The 25,421-nt window shown below is 69.1% G+C and carries 25 protein-coding genes; 5 read left to right on the plus strand and 20 right to left on the minus strand.

Annotated elements, in window-relative coordinates; translation table 11 throughout:
• Position 1: 1 nt before the first annotated feature.
• The 11 genes from nuoK to ACZ48Z_RS04835 are packed head-to-tail and all read right to left on the minus strand — an operon-like array spanning position 2 to position 10,892.
• A complete protein-coding gene (nuoK, locus tag ACZ48Z_RS04785; RefSeq protein ID WP_003974374.1) occupies positions 2 to 301 on the minus strand; it encodes an NADH-quinone oxidoreductase subunit NuoK in 300 nt (99 codons plus the stop codon).
• Entirely contained in the window at positions 298 to 1,173 is an 876-nt protein-coding gene (locus tag ACZ48Z_RS04790; RefSeq protein WP_468734322.1) for an NADH-quinone oxidoreductase subunit J, read from the minus strand. Before ACZ48Z_RS04790 ends, nuoK begins: the two co-directional genes overlap by 4 nt.
• Positions 1,170 to 1,811, minus strand: a complete 642-nt coding sequence (gene nuoI, locus ACZ48Z_RS04795) for an NADH-quinone oxidoreductase subunit NuoI (protein ID WP_468734323.1) — start codon at positions 1,809 to 1,811, stop codon at positions 1,170 to 1,172. The genes ACZ48Z_RS04790 and nuoI overlap by 4 nt, the downstream gene beginning before the upstream one ends.
• Positions 1,804 to 3,177 (minus strand): NADH-quinone oxidoreductase subunit NuoH, encoded by a 1,374-nt coding sequence (gene nuoH, locus ACZ48Z_RS04800; RefSeq protein ID WP_468734324.1) that lies wholly within the window; start codon positions 3,175 to 3,177, stop codon positions 1,804 to 1,806. The genes nuoI and nuoH overlap by 8 nt, the downstream gene beginning before the upstream one ends.
• Positions 3,174 to 5,678: an NADH-quinone oxidoreductase subunit G gene (locus ACZ48Z_RS04805; RefSeq protein WP_468734325.1), complete on the minus strand. Its 2,505-nt coding sequence runs from the start codon at positions 5,676 to 5,678 to the stop codon at positions 3,174 to 3,176. Before ACZ48Z_RS04805 ends, nuoH begins: the two co-directional genes overlap by 4 nt.
• Positions 5,675 to 7,024 carry an NADH-quinone oxidoreductase subunit NuoF gene (nuoF, locus tag ACZ48Z_RS04810; protein ID WP_468734326.1) on the minus strand — a complete coding sequence of 450 codons (1,350 nt, stop codon included), beginning with the start codon at positions 7,022 to 7,024 and terminating at the stop codon, positions 5,675 to 5,677. The genes ACZ48Z_RS04805 and nuoF overlap by 4 nt, the downstream gene beginning before the upstream one ends.
• Positions 7,024 to 7,884 (minus strand): NADH-quinone oxidoreductase subunit NuoE, encoded by an 861-nt coding sequence (nuoE, locus tag ACZ48Z_RS04815; RefSeq protein ID WP_468734327.1) that lies wholly within the window; start codon positions 7,882 to 7,884, stop codon positions 7,024 to 7,026. Before nuoE ends, nuoF begins: the two co-directional genes overlap by 1 nt.
• Entirely contained in the window at positions 7,881 to 9,203 is a 1,323-nt protein-coding gene (locus ACZ48Z_RS04820; RefSeq protein ID WP_468734328.1) for an NADH-quinone oxidoreductase subunit D, read from the minus strand. Before ACZ48Z_RS04820 ends, nuoE begins: the two co-directional genes overlap by 4 nt.
• On the minus strand, positions 9,200 to 9,967 hold the full coding sequence (locus ACZ48Z_RS04825) for an NADH-quinone oxidoreductase subunit C (protein ID WP_468734329.1): 768 nt from the start codon (positions 9,965 to 9,967) through the stop codon (positions 9,200 to 9,202). The genes ACZ48Z_RS04820 and ACZ48Z_RS04825 overlap by 4 nt, the downstream gene beginning before the upstream one ends.
• On the minus strand, positions 9,964 to 10,518 hold the full coding sequence (locus ACZ48Z_RS04830; protein WP_053743379.1) for a NuoB/complex I 20 kDa subunit family protein: 555 nt from the start codon (positions 10,516 to 10,518) through the stop codon (positions 9,964 to 9,966). Before ACZ48Z_RS04830 ends, ACZ48Z_RS04825 begins: the two co-directional genes overlap by 4 nt.
• A 14-nt stretch (positions 10,519 to 10,532) precedes the next feature.
• Positions 10,533 to 10,892, minus strand: a complete 360-nt coding sequence (locus ACZ48Z_RS04835; protein WP_007383963.1) for an NADH-quinone oxidoreductase subunit A — start codon at positions 10,890 to 10,892, stop codon at positions 10,533 to 10,535.
• A gap of 732 nt (positions 10,893 to 11,624) precedes the next feature.
• Here ACZ48Z_RS04835 and ACZ48Z_RS04840 point away from each other — a divergent pair.
• Together ACZ48Z_RS04840 and def are read left to right on the plus strand one after the other, a co-directional pair.
• Positions 11,625 to 12,431: a C40 family peptidase gene (locus ACZ48Z_RS04840; RefSeq protein ID WP_468734330.1), complete on the plus strand. Its 807-nt coding sequence runs from the start codon at positions 11,625 to 11,627 to the stop codon at positions 12,429 to 12,431.
• Between the two features lie 589 nt (positions 12,432 to 13,020).
• A complete protein-coding gene (def, locus tag ACZ48Z_RS04845) occupies positions 13,021 to 13,677 on the plus strand; it encodes a peptide deformylase (protein ID WP_468734331.1) in 657 nt (218 codons plus the stop codon).
• A 105-nt stretch (positions 13,678 to 13,782) separates the two neighbouring features.
• Here the strand turns inward: def and ACZ48Z_RS04850 are convergent, their stop codons facing one another.
• The gene (locus ACZ48Z_RS04850; RefSeq protein WP_468734332.1) at positions 13,783 to 15,069 is read right to left on the minus strand and encodes a geranylgeranyl reductase family protein; all 1,287 of its coding nucleotides are present in this window, start codon (positions 15,067 to 15,069) and stop codon (positions 13,783 to 13,785) included.
• 134 nt (positions 15,070 to 15,203) lie between these two features.
• On the opposite strand from ACZ48Z_RS04850, the gene ACZ48Z_RS04855 reads away from it, so the two are divergent.
• The gene (locus tag ACZ48Z_RS04855; RefSeq protein ID WP_468734333.1) at positions 15,204 to 15,725 is read left to right on the plus strand and encodes a GNAT family N-acetyltransferase; all 522 of its coding nucleotides are present in this window, start codon (positions 15,204 to 15,206) and stop codon (positions 15,723 to 15,725) included.
• Between the two features lie 110 nt (positions 15,726 to 15,835).
• Positions 15,836 to 16,156 (plus strand): PASTA domain-containing protein, encoded by a 321-nt coding sequence (locus ACZ48Z_RS04860; RefSeq protein WP_468734334.1) that lies wholly within the window; start codon positions 15,836 to 15,838, stop codon positions 16,154 to 16,156.
• Positions 16,157 to 16,206: 50 nt separating this feature from the next.
• On the opposite strand, the gene ACZ48Z_RS04865 is transcribed toward ACZ48Z_RS04860, so the two are convergent.
• The 4 genes from ACZ48Z_RS04865 to ACZ48Z_RS04880 are packed head-to-tail and all read right to left on the minus strand — an operon-like array spanning position 16,207 to position 20,867.
• Positions 16,207 to 16,902 (minus strand): demethylmenaquinone methyltransferase, encoded by a 696-nt coding sequence (locus ACZ48Z_RS04865; RefSeq protein WP_468734335.1) that lies wholly within the window; start codon positions 16,900 to 16,902, stop codon positions 16,207 to 16,209.
• Between the two features lie 22 nt (positions 16,903 to 16,924).
• Positions 16,925 to 18,178 carry an acyltransferase family protein gene (locus ACZ48Z_RS04870; protein WP_468734336.1) on the minus strand — a complete coding sequence of 418 codons (1,254 nt, stop codon included), beginning with the start codon at positions 18,176 to 18,178 and terminating at the stop codon, positions 16,925 to 16,927.
• On the minus strand, positions 18,175 to 20,457 hold the full coding sequence (locus ACZ48Z_RS04875; protein WP_468734337.1) for a bifunctional polysaccharide deacetylase/glycosyltransferase family 2 protein: 2,283 nt from the start codon (positions 20,455 to 20,457) through the stop codon (positions 18,175 to 18,177). The genes ACZ48Z_RS04870 and ACZ48Z_RS04875 overlap by 4 nt, the downstream gene beginning before the upstream one ends.
• A 14-nt stretch (positions 20,458 to 20,471) precedes the next feature.
• Complete coding sequence (locus ACZ48Z_RS04880; protein ID WP_468734338.1) at positions 20,472 to 20,867, minus strand: hypothetical protein; 396 nt, start codon at positions 20,865 to 20,867, stop codon at positions 20,472 to 20,474.
• A 305-nt stretch (positions 20,868 to 21,172) separates the two neighbouring features.
• On the opposite strand from ACZ48Z_RS04880, the gene ACZ48Z_RS04885 reads away from it, so the two are divergent.
• Positions 21,173 to 22,213: a chitinase gene (locus ACZ48Z_RS04885; protein WP_468734339.1), complete on the plus strand. Its 1,041-nt coding sequence runs from the start codon at positions 21,173 to 21,175 to the stop codon at positions 22,211 to 22,213.
• Here ACZ48Z_RS04885 and ACZ48Z_RS04890 read toward each other — a convergent pair.
• From ACZ48Z_RS04890 to ACZ48Z_RS04905, 4 genes are all read right to left on the minus strand, one after another.
• On the minus strand, positions 22,174 to 22,656 hold the full coding sequence (locus ACZ48Z_RS04890) for a hypothetical protein (RefSeq protein ID WP_468734340.1): 483 nt from the start codon (positions 22,654 to 22,656) through the stop codon (positions 22,174 to 22,176). The genes ACZ48Z_RS04885 and ACZ48Z_RS04890 overlap by 40 nt on opposite strands.
• A gap of 70 nt (positions 22,657 to 22,726) precedes the next feature.
• Complete coding sequence (locus ACZ48Z_RS04895; protein WP_468734341.1) at positions 22,727 to 23,314, minus strand: imidazolonepropionase-like domain-containing protein; 588 nt, start codon at positions 23,312 to 23,314, stop codon at positions 22,727 to 22,729.
• Positions 23,315 to 23,321: 7 nt separating this feature from the next.
• A complete protein-coding gene (gene mqnC / locus ACZ48Z_RS04900) occupies positions 23,322 to 24,521 on the minus strand; it encodes a cyclic dehypoxanthinyl futalosine synthase (RefSeq protein WP_468734342.1) in 1,200 nt (399 codons plus the stop codon).
• A gap of 70 nt (positions 24,522 to 24,591) precedes the next feature.
• Entirely contained in the window at positions 24,592 to 25,371 is a 780-nt protein-coding gene (locus tag ACZ48Z_RS04905; RefSeq protein ID WP_468734343.1) for a prepilin peptidase, read from the minus strand.
• Positions 25,372 to 25,421 lie beyond the last annotated feature (50 nt).

The raw sequence follows: 25,421 nt of genomic DNA on the forward strand, positions 1-25,421 counted from the left end.
CTTACAGCTTCATCAGGCTGGCGTCGTCGACCGAGGCCGAGTGGCGGGAACGGAACAGCGACACGATGATCGCGAGCCCGACCACGACCTCCGCGGCGGCGACGACCATCGTGAAGAAGGCGATGATCTGGCCGTCGAGGTTGCCGTGCATCCGGGAGAAGGCGACGAACGCGAGGTTGCAGGCGTTGAGCATGAGCTCGATGCACATGAACACGACGATCGCGTTGCGCCTGATCAGTACGCCGGTGGCGCCGATCGTGAACAACAGGGCGGCGAGATAGAGGTAGTTGACGGGGTTCACTTCGACGCCTCCTCGGTCCGCAGGGCGTTGCGCTTGAGGTGGGGCGGGTCGATCGCGTCCCTCTCCAGGCGCTCCTCGGAGCGCTGCTCCAGTGCCTTGAGGTCGTTCATCGCCTCGGTGGACACGTCACGCATCTGGCCTCGGTCGCGCAGCGTCTTGCTGACGGTGAGCTCGGAGGTGGTTCCGTCGGGCAGCAGGCCCGCGATGTCCACCGCGTTGTGCCGGGCGTACACGCCCGGGGCAGGCAGCGGCGGGATGTGCTTGCCCTCGCGCACCCGCTCCTCGGCCAGCTCGCGCTGTGTCTTGGCGCGCTCGGTGCGCTCGCGGTGCGTGAGCACCATGGCGCCGACGGCGGCCGTGATCAGCAGGGCGCCGGTGATCTCGAAGGCGAAGACGTACTTGGTGAAGATGAGGGTCGCCAGGCCCTCGACGTTGCCGCCTGCGTTCGCCTGGGTGAGGCCGTTGAACTGGGAGAGTGAGGCGTTGCCGATGCCCGCGAACAGCAGGATGCCGAAGCCGAGTCCGCAGGCGAGGGCGAGCCAGCGCTGGCCCCTGATGGTCTCCTGCAGGGAGTCCGCCGCGGTCACGCCGACGAGCATCACCACGAACAGGAACAGCATCATGATCGCGCCGGTGTAGACGACGATCTGGACGACGCCGAGGAAGTAGGCGCCGTTGGCGAGGTAGAACACCGCCAGGATGATCATGGTGCCGGCGAGACAGAGCGCGCTGTGCACGGCCTTCCTCATGAACACGGTGCACAGGGCGCCGATCACGGCGACGGTGCCGAGGACCCAGAACTGGAAGGCCTCGCCGGTGGAGGTGGGGGTGCCTGCAGCCAGGGTGGCGGCGAGCTCCAGGGACGCGGTCATCGCCGGATCACCTTCTCCGACGCCGGTTCGTCCTCGCCGAAGGTGGTGGCGGCCTCCTGGACGACCTCGCCCTTGGAGACCGCGACCTGGGGCACCGTGCCGGGAGCGGCCTCCGTCACCAGGCCCCGGTAGTAGTCCTGCTCGTCGGTGCCGGGGTAGATGGAGTGCGGCGAGTCGACCATGCCTTCCTCAAGACCGGCGAGCAGCTGTTCCTTGGTGAAGATGAGGTTGGCACGGCTGGTGTCGGCCAGCTCGAACTCGTTGGTCATCGTCAACGCGCGCGTGGGGCACGCCTCGATGCACAGGCCGCACAGGATGCAGCGGGCGTAGTTGATCTGGTAAACGCGGCCGTACCGCTCGCCCGGCGAATAGCGCTCCTCGTCGGTGTTGTCGGCGCCCTCCACATAGATGGCGTCGGCGGGGCAGGCCCAGGCGCACAGCTCGCAGCCGACGCACTTCTCCAGGCCGTCCGGATGGCGGTTGAGCTGGTGCCGTCCGTGGAACCGGGGAGCGGTGGTCTTCTCCTGCTCCGGGTACTGCTCGGTCAGCCGCTTCTTGAACATGGCCTTGAAGGTCACGCCGAAGCCGGCGACGGGGTTCATGAAACCGGGTTTGGTCTCCTTGGGCTCCTCAGCCATCGGACGCCTCCTTTCCATCCGTGGAACCCGAAGATGCGTCACTCCGAGTATCGGGTCCGCCACTGACAATGAGCTCCCGCTCCTGGCGCGAGCGGCGTCGTGGCACCGGCGACAACTCCTGTCCGGGCAGTGGTGGTACGGGGAACCCGCCCGCCATCGGGTCGAATCCGACCGGCTGTTCGGTGCTCTGGGCGGCCGTCTTCGACTTCTCCCGGAACATGTCGGCGACGAACGAGAGCAGCAGCAGGGCCAGAACGCCGCCGCCCACGTAGAGGGCGATGTCGGCGAAGTCGTAGCCCTCGTTGCGCAGGGTCCGCATGGTCGCGACGAGCATCAGCCACACCACGGAGACCGGGATGAGGACCTTCCAGCCGAGCTTCATCAGCTGGTCGTACCGCACACGGGGAAGCGTGCCGCGCAGCCAGATGAAGAAGAACAGCAGCAACTGCACCTTGATCACGAACCAGAGGAGCGGCCACCAGCCGTGGTTGGCGCCCTCCCAGAAGGTGCTGATGGGCCAGGGGGCGCGCCAGCCGCCGAGGAAGAGCGTGGTCGTCACGGCCGAGACCGTCACCATGTTCACGTACTCGGCGAGCATGAACAGCGCGAACTTGATCGACGAGTACTCGGTGTTGAAGCCGCCGACCAGGTCGCCCTCGGACTCCGGCATGTCGAAGGGGGCGCGGTTGGTCTCACCGACCATGGTGATGACGTAGATGATGAAGGAGACCGGCAGCAGGACGATGTACCAGCGGTCCTGCTGCGCCTCGACGATCGCCGAGGTCGACATCGACCCGGAGTAGAGGAACACCGAGGCGAAGGCGGCGCCCATGGCGATCTCGTACGAGATCATCTGCGCGCACGAGCGCAGGCCGCCGAGCAGCGGATAGGTGGAGCCGGAACTCCAGCCCGCGAGGACGATGCCGTAGATGCCGACCGAGGCGACCGCGAGGATGTAGAGCATCGCGATCGGGAGGTCGGTGAGCTGCATCGCGGTGCGGTGGCCGAAGATCGAGACCTCGTTGCCGGACGGCCCGAAGGGGATCACGGCGATCGCCATGAAGGCCGGGATGGCCGCGATGATCGGCGCGAGGACGTAGACGACCTTGTCCGCGCGCTTGACGATGACGTCTTCCTTGAGCATCAGCTTGATGCCGTCGGCGAGCGACTGGAGCATGCCCCAGGGGCCGTGCCGGTTGGGGCCGACGCGCAGCTGCATCCAGGCGACGACCTTGCGCTCCCACACGATGGAGAACAGCACGGTCACCATCAGGAAGGCGAAGCAGAAGACGGCCTTGATGACGACGAGCCACCAGGGGTCGTTGCCGAACACCGAGAGGTCTTCTGCGGCGAGGTACGGGCTCATGCCTCCACCTCCTTGGGGGCTTCGGCGGCGGGCGTGGCCGGGCCGATGCGGACGAGGGAGCCCGGCAGTGCTCCGGCGTCGGAGGCGACGCCCCCGCCGGTGGAGTTCAGCGGGAGCCAGACCACGCGGTCGGGCATCTCGGTGATCTGAAGCGGCAGTTCGGTGACTCCCGAGGGGCCGGTCACGGCGAGGAGGTCGCCGTTCTTGACGCCCACCTCTGCGGCCGTCGCGGCCGACACGCGTGCGTGTGCCGCGTGCCGCGTCCCGGCGAGCGCCTCGTCGCCCTGCTGGAGCAGACCCTGGTCGAGCAGCAGCCGGTGCCCGGCCAGTACGGCCTCTCCGGCGGCCGGTCGCGGCAACTGGGCCGCACTCTCCATGGGTTCGCCGGCCCTGCGGCCGTCCCAGGGGCCGAGCCGGTCGATCTCCGCGCGCGTGGTGCGCAGATCGGGCAGGCCCAGGTGGACGTCCATGGCGTCGGCCAGCATCTGGAGCACGCGCGCGTCGCTGGGTGCGAGGCGGCGGGTCATCTGCTCGGGCTTGAGCGCGGTCTCGAAGGACCGCACCCGGCCTTCCCAGTTGAGGAAGGTGCCGGCCTTCTCGGCGACCGCGGCCACCGGCAGGACGACGTCCGCGTGTTCGGTGACCTCGCCCGGCCGCAGTTCCAGCGACACCACGAACCCGACCTCCCGCAGCGCGGCACGCGCGCGTGCCGGATCGGGCAGGTCGGCGATCTCGACGCCCGCGACCAGCAGGGCCTGGAGCTCTCCGGAGGTCGCCGCCTCGACGATCTGGCCGGTGTCCCGCCCGTAGCGGTGCGGGAGTTCGGCCACGCCCCAGACCGAGGCGACCTCCTCACGCGCGCGCGGGTCGGTGGCGGGGCGCCCGCCCGGCAGGAGCGCGGGCAGCGCGCCCGCCTCGACGGCACCGCGTTCTCCGGCCCGCCGCGGGATCCACACCAGTTGTGCGCCGGTCGCGGAGGCGGCCCGTACGGCGGCGGTCAGTCCGCCCGCCACGGCGGCCAGCCGTTCGCCGACGACGATGACGGCGCCCGCGGTGCGCAGCGCCTCGGCGGCCCTGCTGCCGTCGTCCTCCAGGCCGGTTCCGTCGGCGAGGGCGTTCAGCCACTCGGTCTCGGTGCCGGGAGCGGCGGGCAGCAGGGTGCCGCCGGCCTTCTCCAGGCCGCGCGTCGCGTGGGTGGCGAGCGAGAAGACCTGCTGGCCGTGCCCCCGCCAGGCCTTGCGCAGCCTCAGGAAGACGCCGGGCGCCTCCTCTTCGGCCTCGAACCCGACCAGCAGGACGGCGGGCGCGTTCTCCAGAGCGGAGTAGGTGACGCCCGTGCCGTCGATGTCACGGCCGCGGCCCGCGACCCGCGCGGCCAGGAAGTCGGTCTCCTCGCTGCTGTGCACGCGCGCGCGGAAGTCGATGTCGTTGGTGTCGAGCGCCACGCGCGCGAACTTGCTGTACGCGTAGGCGTCCTCGATGGTGAGACGGCCGCCGGTGAGGACCCCGGCCCGGCTGCGCGAGGCGAGCAGCCCCTGGGCCGCGATCTGGAGTGCCTCCGGCCATGAAGCCGGCACCAGCTCGCCCTCGGGGTTGCGCACCAGGGGGGTCTGGAGCCGGTCACGCTGCTGCGCGTACCGGAAGCCGAACCGTCCCTTGTCGCAGATCCACTCCTCGTTGACCTCGGGGTCGTTCGCCGCGAGCTTGCGCATGACCTTGCCGCGCCGGTGGTCGGTGCGGGTGGCACAGCCGCCGGAGCAGTGCTCGCACACGCTCGGGGAGGACACCAGGTCGAAGGGGCGGGAGCGGAACCGGTACGCCGCCGAGGTGAGCGCGCCGACCGGGCAGATCTGGATGGTGTTGCCGGAGAAGTACGACTCGAAGGGGTCGCCCTCACCGGTGCCGACCTGCTGGAGCGCGCCCCGCTCGATCAGTTCGATCATCGGGTCGCCCGCGATCTGGTTGGAGAAGCGGGTACAGCGGGCGCACAGCACGCACCGCTCGCGGTCGAGCAGCACCTGGGTGGAGATCGGCACGGGCTTCTCGTACGTCCGCTTCTTGCCCTCGAAGCGGGACTCGGCCTGGCCGTGGGACATCGCCTGGTTCTGCAGGGGGCACTCGCCGCCCTTGTCGCAGACCGGGCAGTCCAGCGGGTGGTTGATGAGGAGGAGCTCCATCACCCCGTGCTGGGCCTTCTCGGCGACCGGCGAGGTGAGGTGCGTCTTCACCACCATGCCGTCGGTGCAGGTGATGGTGCAGGACGCCATCGGCTTGCGCTGGCCCTCGACGTCGACGATGCACTGGCGGCAGGCGCCGGCCGGGTCGAGGAGGGGGTGGTCGCAGAACCGGGGGATCTCGATGCCGAGCTGCTCGGCGGCCCGGATGACCAGGGTGCCCTTGGGCACGCTGATCTCGGCGCCGTCGATCGTCAGCGAGACGAGATCCTCCGGCGGGACCGCCGCCTCGCCCCCTCCGGAGGGAGCGCTGGTGGTCACCGTCATGCGTTCACCTCCGTGTGCTTGTCCGCCCACACCGTCGACTTGGCGGGGTCGAAGGGGCAGCCGCGGCCCGTGATGTGCTCCTCGTACTCCTCGCGGAAGTACTTGAGTGAGGAGAAGATCGGCGAGGCGGCACCGTCGCCGAGAGCGCAGAAGGACTTGCCGTTGATGTTGTCGGCGATGTCGTTCAGCTTGTCGAGGTCGGACAGGACGCCCTTGCCGGCCTCGATGTCGCGCAGCAACTGCACGAGCCAGTACGTCCCTTCGCGGCACGGAGTGCACTTGCCGCAGGACTCGTGGGCGTAGAACTCGGTCCAGCGGGTCACGGCGCGCACGACGCAGGTGGTCTCGTCGAAGCACTGCAGGGCCTTGGTGCCGAGCATGGAACCTGCGGCGCCCACTCCCTCGTAGTCGAGGGGGACGTCGAGGTGCTCGTCGGTGAACATCGGCGTCGAGGAGCCGCCCGGCGTCCAGAACTTGAGCCGGTGCCCGGGCCGCATGCCGCCGCTCATCTCCAGCAGCTGGCGGAGCGTGATGCCGAGCGGGGCCTCGTACTGGCCGGGGCTGGCGACGTGGCCGCTGAGCGAGTAGAGCGTGAAGCCCGGGGACTTCTCGCTGCCCATCGACCGGAACCATTCCTTGCCACGGGTCAGAATCGCGGGAACCGACGCGATCGACTCCACGTTATTCACAACAGTCGGGCACGCGTAGAGGCCCGCGACCGCAGGGAAAGGGGGACGGAGCCGCGGTTGGCCACGGCGGCCTTCGAGCGAGTCGAGCAGTGCGGTCTCCTCACCGCAGATGTACGCGCCGGCGCCCGCGTGCACGGTGATGTCGAGATCGAGGCCGCTGCCCTGGATGTTCTGTCCGAGGTAGCCGGCCGCGTAGGCCTCGCTCACAGCCGAGTGCAACCGCCGCAGTACTGGGACGACTTCACCGCGCAGATAGATGAAGGCATGCGAAGACCTGATGGCGTAACACGCGATGATCATGCCCTCGATGAGGCTGTGCGGGTTCGCGAAGAGGAGCGGGATGTCCTTGCAGGTTCCCGGTTCCGACTCGTCGGCGTTGACAACTAGATAGTGCGGTTTTCCGTCTCCCTGGGGAATGAACTGCCATTTCATTCCGGTGGGGAATCCGGCGCCTCCGCGGCCGCGCAGACCGGAGTCCTTGACGTACGCGATCAGGTCGTCCGGCGACATGGCGAGCGCCTTGCGGAGCCCCTCGTATCCCTCGTGCCTCTTGTAGACGTCCAGCGTCCAGGACTTGTCCTCGTCCCAGAAGGCCGACAGCACGGGTGCGAGCAGCTTCTCGGGGCTGGTGTCCTTCAGTTCGGGTGCCAAGGTCATCACTCCCCCTCCTCGGCGGCGGGCCCGGCCGGGTGGGCCGGGTCGGAGGCCGACGTGTCCTGTGGCGCGTCGTGTGAGCTGAGGTGCTCCGACGGGGACGGCTCGTGCACGTCCCTGTTCTGCGGTGCGCCGTCGCGCGGGTGGACCACGCGCGCGGGTGCGGTCTCTCCTCTGGCCAGGCGGAGGCCCACCAGCGAGGCGGGTCCCGCTCCGCCGCTCGCCTCGACGGCCCCGGGCCGCTCGTCGGGGAAGCCGGCGAGGATCCGCGCGGTCTCCTTGAAGGTGCACATCGGCGCCCCGCGCGTGGGCTCGACCTCGCGGCCGGCGCGCAGGTCGTCGACGAGGCGCTTAGCGCTGGCCGGGGTCTGGTTGTCGAAGAACTCCCAGTTGACCATCACGACCGGTGCGAAGTCGCAGGCCGCGTTGCACTCGATGTGCTCCAGGGTGACCTTGCCGTCGTCGGTGGTCTCGCCGTTGCCGACGCCCAGGTGCTCCTGGAGGGACTCGAAGATCGCGTCGCCGCCCATCACCGCGCAGAGGGTGTTCGTGCAGACACCCACCTGGTAGTCGCCGGACGGCCGGCGCCGGTACATGGTGTAGAAGGTGGCCACCGCGGTGACCTCGGCCGTGGTCAGGCCCAGGACGTCGGCGCAGAACCGCATCCCGGTGCGCGTGACATGGCCCTCCTCCGACTGCACGAGGTGCAGCAGCGGCAGGAGCGCCGAGCGGGAGTCCGGGTAGCGGGCGATGATCTCGCGCGCGTCCGTCTCCAGCCGGGCCCGTACGTCGTCCGGGTAAGCGGGTGCGGGCAGTTCGGGCATGCCCAGGCTGACGCCCCGCTCGGAAGAACTGGTGGTCACCGGTCGACGCCTCCCATCACGGGGTCGATGGACGCGACGGCGACGATGACGTCGGCGACCTGGCCGCCCTCGCACATCGCCGCCATGGCCTGAAGGTTGGTGAAGGACGGGTCGCGGAAGTGGACCCGGAAGGGGCGGGTGCCGCCGTCGGACACGGCGTGCACCCCGAGCTCGCCCTTGGGCGACTCGACGGCCGCGTAGGCCTGTCCCGGCGGGACGCGGAAGCCCTCGGTGACCAGCTTGAAGTGGTGGATCAGGGCCTCCATGGAGGTGCCCATGATCTTCTTGATGTGGTCGAGGGAGTTGCCGAGCCCGTCGGGTCCCAGGGCGAGCTGGGCGGGCCAGGCGATCTTCTTGTCGGTGACCATGACCGGGCCGGGCTGGAGCCGGTCCAGGCACTGCTCGACGATCCTGAGCGACTGGCGCATCTCCTCCAGGCGGATCAGGAAGCGGCCGTAGGAGTCGCAGGTGTCGGCGGTCGGGACGTCGAAGTCGTACGTCTCGTAGCCGCTGTAGGGCTGCGACTTGCGCAGGTCGTGCGGCAGGCCGGTGGAGCGCAGGATCGGGCCGGTGGCGCCGAGCGCCATGCAGCCGGCCAGGTCGAGGTAGCCGACGTCCTGCATACGGGCCTTGAAGATGGGGTTCCCGGTGGCGAGCTTGTCGTACTCCGGGAGGTTCTTCTTCATCTTCTTCACGAACTCGCGGATGTGGTCCACCGCGCCGGGCGGCAGGTCCTGCGCGAGTCCGCCGGGGCGGATGTACGCGTGGTTCATCCGCAGGCCCGTGATGAGCTCGTAGATGTCGAGAATCATTTCACGATCACGGAATCCGTAGATCATGATCGTGGTGGCGCCGAGTTCCATGCCGCCGGTGGCGATGCACACCAGGTGCGAGGAGAGCCGGTTCAGCTCCATCAGGAGCACCCGGATGATCTCGGCCCGGTCGGGGATCTGGTCCTCGATGCCGAGGAGTTTCTCGACAGCGAGGCAGTAGGCGGTCTCGTTGAAGAAGGACGTCAGGTAGTCCATGCGCGTCACGAACGTGGTGCCCTGTGTCCACGTGCGGAACTCGAGGTTCTTCTCGATGCCGGTGTGCAGGTAGCCGATGCCGCAGCGGGCCTCGGTGACCGTCTCGCCGTCGATCTCCAGGATCAGGCGGAGCACTCCGTGGGTGGAGGGGTGCTGCGGGCCCATGTTGAGGACGATGCGCTCGTCGTCGGCGCGGGCCGCGGCCTGGACGATCTCGTCCCAGTCGCCGCCGGTGACCGTGTAGACGGTGCCCTCTGTGGTCTCCCGAGGGGAGGCATGCGAAGTGCTCACGAGTACGACCTCCGCTGGTCCGGAGCCGGGATCTGGGCGCCCTTGTACTCGACGGGGATGCCGCCGAGGGAGTAGTCCTTGCGCTGCGGGTGGCCCTGCCAGTCGTCCGGCATCATGATCCGCGTCAGGGCCGGGTGACCGTCGAAGACGATCCCGAAGAAGTCGTAGGTCTCGCGCTCGTGCCAGTCGTTGGTCGGATAGACGGAGACCAGGGACGGGATGTGCGGGTCGGCGTCGGGGGCGCTGACCTCCAGGCGGATCAGCCGGTTGTGGGTGATCGAGCGCAGGTGGTAGACGGCGTGCAGCTCGCGGCCCTTGTCGTGGAGGTAGTGGACTCCGCTGACGCCGGTGCAGAGCTCGAAGCGCAGGGCCGGGTCGTCGCGCAGGGTCTGTGCGACGCGCAGCAGGTGCTCGCGCTCGATGTGGAAGGTGATCTCGCCGCGGTCGACGACCGTCTTCTCGATCGCGTTGTCGGGCAGGAGACCCTGTTCCTCCAGGGCGCCTTCGAGTTCGTCGGCGACCTCGTCGAACCAGCCGCCGTAGGGGCGGCCCATTGGTCCAGGGAGCCGGATCGAGCGGACCAGGCCGCCGTAGCCGGAGGTGTCGCCGCCGTTGTCGGCGCCGAACATGCCGCGCTGGACGCGGATCTCCTCGCCGCCCTCGCCGCGCTGGCCGGGGAGGTTGGAGGTGCCGAGGTCCTTCTCGGGGTTCACCCCGTTCGACGCCCCGCCCGCGCCGTTGCTCGTGCCGTTCGCGTCGCTCACCGCAGCAGCCCCTTCATCTCGATCGTGGGCAGGGCCTTGAGCGCCGCTTCCTCCGCCTCACGGGCCGCTTCCTCGGCGTTCACGCCGAGCTTGGAGGTCTGGATCTTCTGGTGGAGCTTGAGAATGGCGTCGATCAGCATCTCGGGCCGCGGCGGGCAGCCGGGCAGATAGATGTCGACCGGCACGATGTGGTCGACGCCCTGCACGATCGCGTAGTTGTTGAACATGCCGCCCGAGGAGGCGCAGACCCCCATGGAGATGACCCACTTGGGGTTCGGCATCTGGTCGTAGACCTGCCTGAGCACCGGCGCCATCTTCTGGCTGACCCGGCCGGCGACGATCATGAGGTCCGCCTGGCGGGGTGAGCCGCGGAAGACCTCCATGCCGAAGCGGGCCAGGTCGTAGCGTCCGGCACCCGTGGTCATCATCTCGATGGCACAGCAGGCAAGGCCGAAGGTGGCCGGGAAGACGGACGCCTTGCGCACCCACCCCGCGGCCTGCTCGACGGTGGTCAGCAGGAAACCGCTCGGCAGCTTTTCTTCGAGTCCCATGAGTTAAAGGCCCCTCAGTCCCATTCCAGGCCGCCCCGCCGCCATACGTACGCGTAGGCGACGAAGACGGTGAGCACGAAGAGCAGCATCTCCACGAGCCCGAAAACACCCAGGGCGTCGAAGGTGACGGCCCAGGGGTAGAGGAAGACGATCTCGATGTCGAAGACGATGAAGAGCATCGCCGTCAGGTAGTACTTGATGGGGAATCGTCCGCCGCCGGCCGGCGTGGGGGTCGGCTCGATCCCGCACTCGTAGGCCTCGAGCTTGGCCCGGTTGTAGCGCTTCGGACCGATCAGCGTGGCCATGACCACGGAGAAGATCGCAAAGCCTGCCCCGAGGGCTCCCAGTACGAGGATGGGCGCATAGGCGTTCACCGCTCCTCGCTCCTCTCAGTCGGCACTGACTGCTGGCGATGGCATCGGACTCTCACCTGACTCTCACGCCCTTCTGACCTCCGTCCGTCCTGACGAAGATCGCGAACATGTGAAGCAGGTCACAAGCCCAACTGACCCGCATCCTATGCCTGCCGGTCTGTGATCTGCGACACGGGGTATTGCACAAGCTTTGTGATCTCCACCACCCGACGAAGGATCATGAAGCCGGAACAGCCGTGATCTTCATACGAGAAGCGTCCGAGTGATCACCAGAGGTGACATTTTCGCCAGTCGGCGCAGGTAAGAGAGGCGTCTCAATATCAAGAGGCTTCCTCTGCATGCAAATTGGTGCTGGACGCGGGTGCTTGGTAGTGGACCGCGTTCACACATCAGGGCGAGATGCGAGGACGGATGTGGACGCGTGCACACATTCACGAGCTCCGGTCGCGCCGGACGCAGCCGCCGCCGTAACCGTTGCGTGACCTCCGCCACATGCGTGAGGGCCCCCTAAGAGCGGGGCTTGGCCATCCGCCTCAACCGATGGTAGGTGCGGGGCAATTCGGGCGTAACAGCGAAAGAGCATGATCACGGGCTTGATCACCCGCGTCCGCAATGTCCGTTACGGCGTCAATAAAGAGACACACACCGGGGATTGGAGCCACCCGTTGAACAATTGTGGCGCAGCACACGTTTCTTGAAGGTATGGAGGAGCCCCTGATACCGCTTGTTCTCATGTCCCACACCGCTCACATACGCAGCCACCGGAAACCCCGCCGCAGCGCGACGACTTCCATCGCCGTGCGCGCCGGCGTCGCCGGTGGCGTACTCAGCATGGCAGCGGCGGGCGCGTCGGCTTCGGCGTTCGCCGCCGAGTCGACGACGCAGACCCTCGAACTGCCCGCCCTGTCGGCCGACCTGGGCAGCCAGGTCGCCGAGTCCGCCGACGCGATGCAGCAGGCAGCCGCCAACTACCAGCTGCAGGCCGAGCGCGACACGGCTGCTGCGAATGCCGCGAAGCAGGCCAAGGCGGACCTCGCTCAGGCCAAGAAGAAGGCTGAGGCCAAGAAGAAGGCCGAGGCTGCGCGCAGGGCCGCCGCCGAGGAAGCCGCCTCGCGCAGCTCCGCCCGGACCACCCTGTCCGCCTCGGCGAGCACCGGTGTCTCCACCAGCTCGTCCACGGCCACCGGTTCGGCCGCGGCCGTCATCGCCTTCGTGAAGGCACAGGTCGGTGACGCCTACGTCTCCGGCGGCACGGGCCCCAACTCGTGGGACTGCTCCGGGCTCGTCCAGGCCGCGTTCGCCCAGATCGGCGTCGACCTGCCGCGCGTCTCGCAGGACCAGTCGACCGCGGGCACCCAGGTCTCGCTGAGCAACCTGCAGCCGGGCGACATCCTGTACTGGGGTGGCGCGGGCAGCGCGTACCACGTGGCGGTGTACGTGGGTGACGGCATGTTCGTCGGCGCGCAGAACCCCTCGACGGGCGTCGCCGAGAAGCCGCTGTCCTACGACCCGCCGACCGGCGCGGTGCGGGTGCTCTGACACCGGTACTCCAGCTTGGTAAGGGCCGCAGCCGCTCGGGGGCAGCGGCCCTTCCGGCATATACCGGGCCGAAACCCACCCCGGGTCGGCCGTGTTGAGCGGAGCCGGCCCGTGTCACGCCGGAATCGCTGTGCGCGCTGTGGAGCGGCTGTGGAGCGACGCGTGGGGTGGATGAGGCAGGAGGCCCCGGACGCGCGGGGCGGGGCCGTCCAGGCCCGTCGTCGCCGGGACCACGAGACGGCCGGGGCGGTTTCCCGTCCGGCAGAGGCCTCTCGCCGTACCGAATGCCGGACTTGCCCCCATCGGAGAGGGCCACGGAGAGGCAGCGCCGGGCGTGCCCGTCGCCGTGGTCGCGCGTGAAGTCCCCCGCGCCTTTCGGAACTGCCCCTGTACGACGCGCCCTCGGCCCGCCGGCCCGCGCCCTCCGCGGGTGTGGCCGGTCCGCTGCCGGGGTTGTTTGATGTGTTCTGTTGCCATGGGCGACGGAGAGCGGGGAGGAGGCCCGGTGGCCGGAAGCGTCACGGGCCCGGCGCCCCGCTTCCCGCGCCCACGGCATCCTCACGTTCCCCGGCAGACAGGAGAAGTCACCATGCCCAGCGTGTTCGTCCAGGGCAGGCCCACCGACTCGTATCCGCGGCTCGCTCCCGAGGCCCGGCACGGGCGGGTCCGGCGTATCACCGAGGTCGGCGAGGAGATCCTGCACAAGCCGTGCCGGGACGTGACCGAGTTCGGGCCCGATCTCGCCGCGCTGATCGACGACATGTTCCTGACGATGTACATCGCGGAAGGAGCGGGCCTCGCGGCCAACCAGGTCGACGTCGGGCTGCGGCTGTTCGTCTACGACTGCCCGGACGACGACGGGATCCGGCATGTCGGGCATGTCGTGAACCCGGTACTGGAGCAACTCGCTCCGGCCGGGCGCAGGCTGCTCGACGAGAGCGAGGGGTGCCTGTCGGTGCCGGGCGCCGTGATGGACGTACCGCGTCCGGACCGGGCCGTGGTGCGCGGGGTCGACAGGGACGGCGAGCCGCTCGTGATCGAGGGGACCGGGTACTTCGCGCGCTGCCTGGCGCACGAGACCGACCATGTGAACGGGCACGTGTATCTGGACCGGCTGTCCAAGCGCGAGCGCAAGGAGGCGCTGCGGCAGGTGGCGGACCGGCGGGACGAGGTGTTCGCCCGCCGGGCGGCCAACGTCGAGGCGCTGAACGGCAGTCAGGACTCTCAGGGCACCGTCAGCGCCTGAGGGAGCGGACCAGTGCCCACACCGACACCGCGATGAGGATGACGAAGACGGGTAACGCGACCCCTGCGTCCATCTCTCCAGGGTGCCCCCGCGCAGGGGCTCCCGTCACGCCTTCGGCGCCACCTTGCTCAGCCCGTTGATGATCCGGTCCATCGCGTCGCCGCCCGTGGGGTCGGTGAGGTTGGCGAGCATCTTCAGGGTGAACTTCATGAGCAGCGGGTGGGTCAGACCGCGCTGGGCCGCGATCTTCATGACCTTCGGGTTGCCGATGAGCTTCACGAAGGCGCGGCCCAGCGTGTAATAACCGCCGTAGGTGTCCTTCAGCACGCGCGGGTAGCGCTGGAGGGCCAGCTCACGCCCCGCGGGAGTGGACCGCGCGTGGGCCTGGACGATGACGTCGGCGGCGATCTGCCCGGACTCCATGGCGTAGGCGATGCCCTCGCCGTTGAAGGGGTTCACCAGGCCGCCGGCGTCACCGACCAACAACAACCCCTTCGTGTAGTGCGGCTGGCGGTTGAAGGCCATCGGCAGGGCGGCACCGCGGATCGGTCCTGTCATGTTCTCGGGGGTGTAGCCCCAGTCCTCCGGCATGGACGCGCACCAGGCCTTCAGCACCTCGCGCCAGTCGAGCTCCTTGAAGGAGTCGGAGGTGTTCAGCACGCCGAGGCCGACGTTGGACGTACCGTCGCCCATGCCGAAGATCCAGCCGTAGCCGGGCAGGAGGCGGTCCTCGCCCGGGCCGCGGCGGTCCCACAGCTCCAGCCAGGACTCCAGGTAGTCGTCCTCGTGGCGGGGGCTCTCGAAGTACGTCCGTACGGCCACCCCCATCGGGCGGTCCTCACGCCGGTGCAGGCCCATCGCGAGGGAGAGCCGGGTCGAGTTGCCGTCGGCGGCGACCACGAGGGGCGCGGTGAAGGTGACTTCACGCTTGTCCTCGCCCAGTTTCGCGTGGACCCCCGTGATGCGGCCGGTGCGGTCGTCGATGATCGGGGCGCCGACGTTGCAGCGCTCGAACAGCCGGGCTCCCGCCTTCTGGGCCTGGCGGGCGAGCTGCTCGTCGAAGTCGTCGCGCTTGCGGACGAGGCCGTAGTCGGGGAAGGAGGCGAGATCCGGCCAGTCGAGCTGGAGGCGCACCCCTCCGCCGATGATGCGCAGGCCCTTGTTCCGGAGCCAGCCGGCCTCTTCCGAGATGTCGATGCCCATGGCCACGAGCTGTTTGGTGGCGCGGGGGGTGAGGCCGTCGCCGCAGACCTTCTCGCGCGGGAACTCGGTCTTCTCCAGCAGGAGTACGTCGAGTCCGGCCTTGGCGAGGTAGTAGGCGGTCGTGGAGCCGGCCGGCCCCGCGCCGACGACGATGACATCGGCGGTGTTCTCGGACAGGGGCTCGGTCACGACGGGATCTCCCCAAGCTCGGAATCAAGTTCGGAATCAAGACCGGAATCAAGTCCGGAATCCGCGTGCCGACCGGCACTGGACACAGGCAGTCTATTCAGCAGAATTGATCACCCGGCTGAAGGGCTGCCCCAGTGAACCGAGCTCTGCCCGTGGTACGGCTGCGCGTCCCCACCGACGAGGACGCCGTCGCCTGGCACCGGCTCTTCGACGACCCGGACGTCATGGAGTTCCACGGCGGCCGGTCCGCGGAGCTGTCCGTCTACGAAGAGCTCACCGCCCGGCAGCGCCGGCACGACGCCGAGCGGGGCTTCTGCCTGTGGAGCATGGTCGACGAACAGGGACGGGTCATCGGTTTCACCGGTGCCCAGCCGTGGCCGCGGGACTGGGGGCCCACGGGTGAGATCGAGATCGGCTGGCGGCTCGGGCGGGAGTACTGGGGCAAGGGGTACGCCACCGCGGCCGCGCAGATGACGCTGGAACGGGTGAGGTCGGCCGGGGTGCCGGACGTGGTGGCGATGGTCCTGGCCGGCAACGCGCGGTCGATCGCGGTGACCGAGCGGCTGGGGATGCGGCTCGCGGAGGTGTTCACGACGCCCGGCGGCACGGACGGCCACTGCTACCGACTCGATCTCCGGGAACGTCACGCACGGTAGCCAACTGCTACAGAAGAGCACCCGGCGCTTCCGGCCGGTGCGGAGCCGGAGTTACCCTGCCAGTACCGCTGGGGGTGACATCTGTGCGCATAACACCCAAGAAGCCCGAGGTGCGCGTACCTCGTCTGGTCGGTCTGATGGCCATGGACGCGCGCGAGTCGGCCCAGGCGCAGGGTCTGTTCGTCAGCGCGCCGGATCGCAAGGACTTCCATCTGGCCGTCGTCGACTATGTCGTACGCCAGTACCCGCAGGCCGGTGCGGAGGTGCCGCGGGACTCGGTGGTGTACGTCTGGTTCGAGCTCGGTCCCGGTGAGGGCGGCGGAGGTATCCGCGAGCCGCGCGTTCCGAGGCCCCCGAGCGGCGGCTTCCAGCGCGAACTGGACGAGCCGGGCGACCCGTACGCGGTCCGCTGCACGACGGGCTTCGGCTGACGCGGACGGCTGACGTGGGCGGCTGACGCCGACCGGACCGCGGCGGGGGCTCAGCTCTCCTTGACGCCCCGGTGCAGCGCCACGATCCCGCCGGTCAGGTTCCGCCACGCCACCTTCGACCAGCCCGCCTTCTGCAGGCGCTCCGCCAGGGCCGGCTGGTTCGGCCAGGCGCGGATGGACTCGGCGAGGTAGACGTACGCGTCGGGGTTGGAGGACAGGCTCCGGGCGACCGGCGGCAGGGCGCGCATCAGGTACTCGGTGTAGACGGTCCTGAAGGGCGCCCAGGTCGGGTGTGAGAACTCGCAGATCACGACCCGGCCGCCGGGCTTGGTCACCCGGTACATCTCGCGCAGCGCGGCGTCGGTGTCCTGGACGTTGCGCAGCCCGAAGGAGATCGTGACCGCGTCGAAGACGTCGTCCTGGAAGGGCAGCCGTGTCGCGTCGCCCGCGGTGAACGGCAGCCAGGTGTGCTTCCGCTTGCCGACCTGGAGCATGCCGAGGGAGAAGTCGCAGGGCACGACGTAGGCGCCGGTGCGGGCGAAGGGCAGCGACGAGGTGGCCGTGCCCGCCGCCAGGTCCAGGATCTTCTGCGCGGGGCGGGCGTCGACGGCCCGGGCGACCTCCTTGCGCCACACCCGGTCCTGGCCGAGCGAGAGCACGTCGTTCGTCAGGTCGTACCGTTCCGCCACGTCGTCGAACATCGAGGCGACTTCGTGCGGCTGCTTGTTCAGGGAGGCGCGGGTCACGGGCCCATTCTTGCAGCCGCCCTCACGAAGAGGCCCGACGCCCTCCCGGCAGCAGCTGCGGCTTCTTCTTCCCGGCCACGTCCTCCACCCACCCGCACGCCAGTACGAACCCGGCGATCAGGATCCAGCCGATGCCGAACATGAACCACTGGCTCTCCAGCGGCAGCCACTTCTCGAACGCGGGCACGTTCCAGAACTGGTCGATCAGCGGCACGGCGAGGATCAGCGCGATCTCGTGCCACAGGTAGATCGTCACCGCGCGGGAGTTGAAGACCGTGACGAGACGGTCGGTCCGCCGGAAGCGGGTCAGCCACGCGAAGTCGATCGCGAAGTACGACTTGGCCCACATCAGGAGCATCACGTACCCGGCCGACCAGAAGGCCTGCGCGAGGGGGATGTCGTCGAGGTCGTACGACCCGGTCTCGGCCTGGTGGGTGAAGGCGTACCAGCCGCCGTACCCGATCGCGGCGAGCGAGAGCACGACGACCGCCGCCGGCTTCAGCCGCTCCAGGACCCCGTCGCGGTGGGCGAAGCCGAGGAGCCAGCAGAACAGGAAGGTGGCGAGGTCGGTCAGCGCGCTGCCGAGGCGGCCCTCCGGCGGCTCCCACAGGAACTGGAGGACCACGATCGGGGCCAGGGACAGCAGCAGGACCGGCACCGGGGCCGACCGGAACACCTTCAGCAGGAGCGGGGAAAGCAGCACGAACCAGAGGTAGGTGCGCAGGTACCAGAGGATCTCCCAGGCCTGCATGCCCCACTGGTTGCCCGGCGGGTCGCCGAGCGGCACGACCCAGAAGACGATCTGCCAGCCCGGCATCCAGTCGTGGACCAGCATCGCGAGGACCACGAAGACGCCCCAGAACCAGAACGGCGGCAGCAGCCTGCGCATCCGGCTCCTGACCACCGTGAGCGCCGGCCGCTCCAGGGACTTCGCCATCAGCGAGCCGGCCAGGCCGAACATGATCCCCATGGAGGGGAACACCATGCCGGCCCAGGCCCACCCGAAGGTGTGATAGATGACGACCCGGATCAGGGCGACGGCCCTGAGGGTGTCGAAGTAGCGGTCACGTCCCGGGGGCCGGGACGGAGGCTTCTCCTCCTCCGTCCCGGCGTCAGCGGGGGCAACGAGAACCGGTGGCTCCGGCTCCGGCTCCACCACCGGCAAGGGGGACGTCGGGTCGATGTACGTCTGCGGATACCGCTGCTGCGGATACGGCTGCTCTGCGTACCCCGAGTACCCGTACTCCTGGCCGTACCCCTGCTGGTCCCAGCTCATCGGCCCACCCCCGCCGGGGTGCCGACCTCGCCGGTCCGCTTAAGTTTCTGCCAGCGCAGTCGGCCGCCGGTGAGGGCGGTGATGCAGGAGTGGATGAGGACGAGGTACATCATCTGGCGGTAGGCCAGCTGCTGGAGCGGCATCATCAGCAGATAGCGGTACTTCTCCTTGTCCAGCTTGAAGGCGTACGCGGCGCACACGAGTTGGATACCGAGGACCGCGAGCCACGCGTACAGCGCCGCCCGGAAGTCGACGAAGATCATCGAGTAGGCGGTGAACACGTCGATCAGCGGGGCGAAGACCGGTGTGACGATCTGGAAGATCACCACCAGGGGCATGCCGACCCGGCCGAAGCGGCCCGAAGGTCCCTTGTCGGTGAGGGACTTGCGGTGCTTCCACAGCGCCTGCATGGTGCCGTACGACCACCGGTAGCGCTGCGACCACAGCTGCTTGAGGGAGCCCGGCGCCTCGGTCCACGCGCGTGCGTGCTCCTGGTAGACGACCCGCCAGCCCTGGCGGTGCATCGCGATGGTGATGTCGGTGTCCTCGGCGAGGGTGTCCTCGCTCATGCCGCCGACCTGGAGGACCGCCTCACGGCGGAACGCGCCGATCGCGCCCGGGATGGTGGGCATGCAGCGCAGCAGGTCGTACATCCGGCGGTCGAGGTTGAAGCCCATCACGTACTCGATGTGCTGCCAGGCACCGATGACCGTGTCGCGGTTGCCGACCTTGGCGTTGCCCGCGACGGCGCCCACCTCGGGGTCGGCGAAGGGCTGCACCAGCTGGCGTACGGTGTCCGGCTCGAAGACGGTGTCGCCGTCCATCATCACGACGATGTCGTAACTCGCGCTGCGCACACCGTTGTTGAGGGCGGCCGGCTTGCCCGCGTTCTCCTGCCGGATGACCCGCACGTTGGTCATGCCGAGGGCCCGGGCCGCCTCGCGGGAGATCTCGGAGGTGCCGTCCGAGGAGCCGTCGTCGACAACGATGATCTCGATCGGGTGGGTGCTCTTCGCCAGCGACTCCAGGGTGTTGGCGATGCACTCCTTCTCGTTGTACGCCGGGACGATCACCGTCACCGGCCGGGTGACCGTGGGCCCCCAGCTGAAGCGGCGTTTGTTGCGCTGGCTGTAGTGGCGGCGGGCGAGGATCAGCATCATCCCGAACCGCCCCATGACGGCCACGCCCACGATGATGAGCCCGACCGAAAGCGCGGGCACGGTGTACTCGGCCACGGCGACGGCGGTGACGAGTGCCTTGCCCTCGTAGAGGGTCGTGCCGGTGGCCTCCTGGTGCGCGGCCTGGAGGCGCTCGGCGGCGGCGCTGTCCCGGCCGTTCCCCGGCCCTGTTCCCGTCCCGGTCCCCGTCCTCGGGAGCCGGGTGCCGGGGCCACCGGCGTTCTGCGCCTCCAGGACGCCGCTGACGGTGGTGAAGGTGTAGCCCTTCGCCTTCATCTTCTCGATGTACTCGGGCAGCGCCTTCATCGTCTGGTCGCGGTTTCCGCCGGCGTCGTGCATCAGCACGGCGGCACCCGAAGTCCCGGACGGTGTGGCCCACTTGACGATCTTCGAGACGCCCGGCTTCTTCCAGTCGTCGCTGTCGGTGTCGACGAAGACGCTGGTGTAGCCCTCCTCGCCGAGCTTCTCGTAGACGGGCCAGCTGTAGTTGTCGATGGCGTCCGTCTTTGAGGAGTACGGCGCCCGGAACAGCGTGGTGGTGATGCCGGCCGCGCCCGCGAGGGCGAGCTGCGTCTGGGTCATCTCCCGCCGGATGCGGGCGTCGCTCTGGTAGGAGAGGTCGACGTGGGTGAAGGTGTGGATGCCCACCTCGTTTCCCTGGTCGACCATGTCCGCGACGATCGACGGGTAGCGGGAGACCATCGAGCCCACCACGAAGAAGGTGGCCGGGACGTCGTACTTCTCCAGGATCTTCAGGACCTGGGGGGTGTACGTCGGGTTGGGGCCGTCGTCGAAGGTGAGCGCGATCGTCTTGGCCGGGACGGAGGTCGTGGTCGCCCGGCCGTTCCGGAAGCTGATGATCGGCCCGCCGTTGAGGATCGTGTCGGGGACCTTGCTGCCGCTGGCCCCGTCGCGCACGCGCTGGTCGCCGCCGACCTCGGCACGCAGATAGCCGTCGAGCAGCATGACGCTGGTCAGCCCGAGCAGGAGCAGCAGGGCGAGGATGACCCGCGGTTTCTGCAGCGCGGCGGCCTTGCCCGCGGCCCGCTCCATGCGAGTGGGGGCGCGCCGGCGGCCGCGTGAGGACGTCGTCGTGGACATGAGGTGGCCTTCGGTCAGTTGGAGGCCGCGGAGGCGGTCGGGGAAGCGGTCGCGGTCGGAGCGGCGCCGGTGGGCGGAGTACCGGTGGGCCGGGCCGGCGGGGTGCCGATCCCGCCCTGCGGCCCGATGCCGCCGGGGCCGGAGTTCGAGGACCCGCGGGGCCCGCCGGGCCCGCCGTTGCCGAAGGGCACCAGCGTCGTGGTGGACACGCCGATGCCCATGAAGGCCAGGCCCAGCACGACGGCGTAACCGAGGGACAGGACGCCGAGGAGAAGGCCGATCCGGCGCAGCGTCCTTGAGCGGCGCCCGGAGTTGTCGACGAACACGGGGCCGTCGGCGGACTCGTTACCGCGTTTGCGGCGGCGACCGCGCTTGTCTGCGCGGCTTTCGATGGCAGGCTCGGAATGCATTCCCCAGACGTTAAGGAGTCTTTATGTGACCGAAGCCCTTCTTCTTGTGAGAGACATATGAGAAACGCCTTAACCTGTCATTCACCTGAGAAATTCCACGAACAGCTGCGCAGGTCACCATGGAGGGAAGTGGGCCTTATACCCGATTCAGTTCGCCCGGTTGGCCGGATTCGCGAAATGCCTCCCATGAAGTGCCTGTGTATCGACTGTCGCTTTGAACACCGGCTCCGTATGAGACGTTCTCCTTTTGAATGAGGCCTTGTTTCCGTCCTGAGACGAACATCACGAGAGCTGGTGCATGAGCAATGCGGCGTTTCCTGAGGCCGATCATCGGGCTCACTTGTCTGTTTGCCCTGGCCACCACGGGGTGTTCCGCGAAGTCCGAGCCCGAAGGGCGAAGCGGCGCGAGTCCCTCCGGTCAGGCGTCGCCGGACGCCTCGCAGGAGGCGTCGCAGGAGGCGTCGTCCAGCACCTCGTACGCCCCCTACGTGAGCGCCACCGACGCCTCCGCCAACGACGCCGCCGGCTCACCCTCGGTGTACAACCTCGCGTTCGTGATCGCCGACGGCAGTGCCTGCACACCGAGGTGGAACGACGAGAAGGCCATCGGCGACTCCTCCGTCGCGTCCCGCATCAAGGCGTTGAAGACGGACGGCGCGCAGGTCCGGGTCTCCTTCGGCGGGGCCTCGGGCAAGGAGCTGGCCGAGACGTGCTCCAGCGCGGCGAAGCTGGCGGCGGCGTACGGCACCGCCCTGGACGCGGCCGGTTCCTCGCTCGCCGACTTCGACATCGAGGGGGACACGCTCACCGACTCCGACTCGGTGGACCTGCGGTCCGAGGCGATCGCGCTGCTGCAGAAGGAACGCACCGACCTGGCCGTCTCGTTCACGCTGCCCGTGATGCCGTCAGGGCTGGACGACGACAGCGTGGCACTGCTGGAGTCCGCGAACGACAGGTCGGTGCAGGTGTCGACCGTCAACATCATGACGATGAACTACGGGGAGTCGTACGACGGGGACATGGGGGACTACGCGATCACCTCCGCGAAGGCGGCGCAGGCGCAGCTGACATCGGTCTTCGGGACGTCGGACGCCGTCGCGTGGCGGGCTCTGGCGCTCACCTCGATGATCGGGACGAACGACGTGGCCGGGGAGACGTTCACGTTGTCCGACGCGGCGCAGGTACGGGAGTTCGCGGAGTCGAAGGAGGTGGCGTGGGTGTCGATGTGGTCGACGTTCCGGGATCAGCAGTGCCAGAAGGGAGACGCCGACGAGGATGACGCGCTGACCGACTGCAGTGGGGTCGCTCAGGATGCCGGGGCGTTCGGGGCCGCGTTGTCCGGCTGAGCGCGTCGGCTCGGGCTCCATCGGAACCAGACGTCTCCCCCGTCGGGCCGGTAGCGCTCACCGTCGTCGAACCGCGCCTCGCCCAAGAGCCGTCGGGCACCGTCCGGCTTCTGACGGTGCGGCGCGAGGAGCACGCCCAGTTCGTCGTAGCGGGCATCGACCCCTCCGGTCCCCGGATGCATCTCCAGCCCGGCGTCGGAGACCTCGTAGGCGACGTAGATGGCCCACTGCTCGCGCTCCATCGCGGCCGCCTCCTCGCTCGCAGGCCAGACGAAGTACTCCTCATCCGCCGCACTTCGTCGGTCGAAGTCCAACTCGAAGTAGTGAGGGACGCCGTCGACGGCCGAGAGTCCTTTGATCGGCCCGTCGTACAGGTCCAGGACGGCGTACACCTGCTCGAAGCCGTCCGCGATCAACTGCTGCTCTGTCCAGGATCGGGCCATCTCGGCAGGCTACCGGCCGACGGTCTCCCCGGCCATGGTCGCGATCCACCCGTCGGCGCCCTCAAGGCCCTCACCTGCGCCGGTGCAGCAGGCGGCCACCGATGACCGTCGCCACGCACTCCGTCCGTTCCGGTGTGGCGAAGACCGCGAAGGTCGCCTCGGCCCGGGGCAGCAGGGTGGTCGCGAAGGACGCCGGGGCCAGGGAAGGCGGACCCTCCGGATCCGTGAGCCTTTGTTGGATCTTCAGGCCCGATCTGTGCACGGCATCGATCACGGCGGGACGCCGCAGGGGTCCCGAAACCGCCACCACCCCGTGCGCCAGCATCCGCTGCACGCCCCGCCGGCCACTCGCGCCCCACCGCGCGTCCGTCATGGCGAGGGACGCCAACGCCTCGCCCGAGATCGCCTCGCCGCCCAGGTCCTCGCGCGGGTCGGGGTGGTAGGCCTGTTCCAGGAGTTCGGGGCCGTACGGGTTCACCAGCCCCGGCGTGAGAACTCCCGGCCAGCGCCTGACCCTTGCGGTCGGGTGGGCGGCCGCCAGCTCCTCGTAGACCGCCACGGCCGTGATCTCGCGCCCCTCTACCAGGACCGCCCCGCCGGGCAGCGACGGCTGTCCGCCCCCGGGGATCAGCAGGTCGGCGGCGTGAATGGTGGTCAAGGCGGGCCTAGTTGGAGGCGAGGATCTTCAGCTCGGGGTGAGCCGTGCCGCCCGCGATCGCCGTGGAGGAGATGTGGGACATGACCCGCTCGTCGACGGGGTCGTTCGCCGGGTCGTCGTGGACGACGATGTGCTCGTACGTCGTGGTCCGCTGGGCCGGTACCCGGTCCGCCTTGCGGATCAGGTCGATGATCTCCATGCGGTTGGAGCGGTGCTTGGCGCCCGCGCTGGAGACGACGTTCTCCTCCAGCATGATCGAGCCGAGGTCGTCCGCGCCGTAGTGCAGGGAGAGTTGGCCGACCTCCTTGCCGGTGGTCAGCCAGGAGCCCTGGATGTGGGCGATGTTGTCCATGAAGAGACGGGCGATCGCGATCATCCGGAGGTACTCGAAGAGCGTGGCCTGGGTGCGGCCCTTCAGGTGGTTGTTCTCCGGCTGGTAGGTGTACGGGATGAACGCGCGGAAGCCGCCCGTCCGGTCCTGTACGTCACGGATCATCCGCAGGTGCTCGATGCGCTCGGCGTTGGTCTCGCCGGTGCCCATCAGCATGGTGGAGGTGGACTCCACGCCCAGGTTGTGCGCGGTTTCCATGATCTCCAGCCAGCGCTCGCCGGACTCCTTGAGGGGCGCGATGGCCTTGCGGGGGCGCGCGGGGAGGAGCTCCGCGCCGGCGCCCGCGAAGGAGTCGAGGCCGGCGGCGTGGATCCGCTGGATGGCCTCCTCGACCGAGACCTTGGAGATCCGGGCCATGTGCTCGACCTCGGACGCGCCCAGCGAGTGGATCACCAGCTGGGGGAAGTCCTTCTTGATGGCGGAGAAGTGCTGCTCGTAGTACTCGACGCCGAAGTCCGGGTGGTGTCCGCCCTGGAACATGATCTGCGTGCCGCCGAGTTCGACGGTCTCCGCGCACCGGCGCAGGATGTCGTCGAGCTCGCGGGTCCAGCCCTTGGCCGTGTCCTTGGGAGCGGCGTAGAAGGCACAGAACTTGCACGCCGTGACGCACACGTTCGTGTAGTTGATGTTCCGCTCGATGATGTACGTCGCGATGTGCTCCGTACCCGCGTACCGACGGCGGCGCACGGCGTCGGCGGCGGCGCCCAGCGCGTGCAGCGGTGCGTCGCGGTAGAGGTCGAGCGCCTCCTCCGGCGTGATGCGCCCGCCCTCGGCGGCACGGTCGAGGACGGACTGAAGGTCGGCCTTCTCGGTCACCGGGGCGTGCCTTTCGTCAAGGTTCGGACGGACCACGCCAGCCTACGCCAGCGCTCCGACAACCCGGCCGTCAGGCCGTGTACGCACCGATCAGCAGCCCTGTGTACGCCCCCGCGATCAGGAACGGCCCGAACGGGATCGCCGTCTTGCGGCCCGCCTTCCCCACGAGGACGAGGACACCGCCGCAGAGCGCGCCGAGCAGGAACCCGGCGAAGGTCCCCAGCAGCAGGGTGTCCCAGCCGTACCACCCGAGGACCACCCCCGCCCCGAGGGCCAGTTTCACGTCGCCGAAGCCCATGCCGCCGGGGTTCACCCGCCACAGCACGTAGTAGAAGCCGCCGAGCGCGAGGGCGCCCCACAGTGCCCTCGGCCAGTCCCCCGTGTGCTCGGGGACCAGCGCGACCACCCCGAGCAGTCCGAGGGCGGCACCCGCGAGGGGCAGCGTCAGCACGTCCGGCAACCGGCGAACCCGCAGGTCGACGAGGGTGAGCAGGACACCGACGGGGGTGAGGAGCAGCCAGACGGCGAGTTCGGGCCGGGTGTCCGTGGCGAGGGCGAGCACCGCGCACAGGAGGGCGGTGGCGAGGGAGACGAGGGGGGTGCGAGGTCCATACGCCGAGGGCGGCGGCTGTACGGCGGCTTCGGTCACGACCGCCGCGGCCCCCGCCGTCTCCGCCGCGCATCGCGCGCACCGCCCCCGACCGAGCCAGCCGGGCAGGGGGTGCCCGCCGGGGCAGAGGGTGCGCCAGTCCTCCTCCTGCGGGACGGAGAACCGGTACGCCGCTCTCGGCAGCAGTGCCCCCGCGCCCGCACCCCACAACGCGGCCAGGGCGATGAGCAGTGCGGTCACGAGTGCGCGGTACGGCGTCGGGGGCGCGGCATGGCGAGAGCGTACCCAGC

Source organism: Streptomyces sp. NPDC031225 (assembly GCF_055570355.1).

Coding starts and splice junctions, on each gene's coding strand:
- nuoI (WP_468734323.1), bottom strand. CDS start 1,811: ATGGCTGAGGAGCCCAAGGAGACCAAACCCGGTTTCATGAACCCCGTC.
- nuoF (WP_468734326.1), bottom strand. CDS start 7,024: ATGACCTTGGCACCCGAACTGAAGGACACCAGCCCCGAGAAGCTGCTC.
- def (WP_468734331.1), top strand. CDS start 13,021: ATGCCCAGCGTGTTCGTCCAGGGCAGGCCCACCGACTCGTATCCGCGG.
- ACZ48Z_RS04790 (WP_468734322.1), bottom strand. CDS start 1,173: ATGACCGCGTCCCTGGAGCTCGCCGCCACCCTGGCTGCAGGCACCCCC.
- ACZ48Z_RS04885 (WP_468734339.1), top strand. CDS start 21,173: ATGCGGCGTTTCCTGAGGCCGATCATCGGGCTCACTTGTCTGTTTGCC.
- ACZ48Z_RS04875 (WP_468734337.1), bottom strand. CDS start 20,457: ATGTCCACGACGACGTCCTCACGCGGCCGCCGGCGCGCCCCCACTCGC.
- nuoH (WP_468734324.1), bottom strand. CDS start 3,177: ATGAGCCCGTACCTCGCCGCAGAAGACCTCTCGGTGTTCGGCAACGAC.
- ACZ48Z_RS04880 (WP_468734338.1), bottom strand. CDS start 20,867: ATGCATTCCGAGCCTGCCATCGAAAGCCGCGCAGACAAGCGCGGTCGC.
- ACZ48Z_RS04870 (WP_468734336.1), bottom strand. CDS start 18,178: ATGAGCTGGGACCAGCAGGGGTACGGCCAGGAGTACGGGTACTCGGGG.
- ACZ48Z_RS04840 (WP_468734330.1), top strand. CDS start 11,625: ATGTCCCACACCGCTCACATACGCAGCCACCGGAAACCCCGCCGCAGC.
- ACZ48Z_RS04890 (WP_468734340.1), bottom strand. CDS start 22,656: ATGGCCCGATCCTGGACAGAGCAGCAGTTGATCGCGGACGGCTTCGAG.
- ACZ48Z_RS04830 (WP_053743379.1), bottom strand. CDS start 10,518: ATGGGACTCGAAGAAAAGCTGCCGAGCGGTTTCCTGCTGACCACCGTC.
- ACZ48Z_RS04805 (WP_468734325.1), bottom strand. CDS start 5,678: ATGACGGTGACCACCAGCGCTCCCTCCGGAGGGGGCGAGGCGGCGGTC.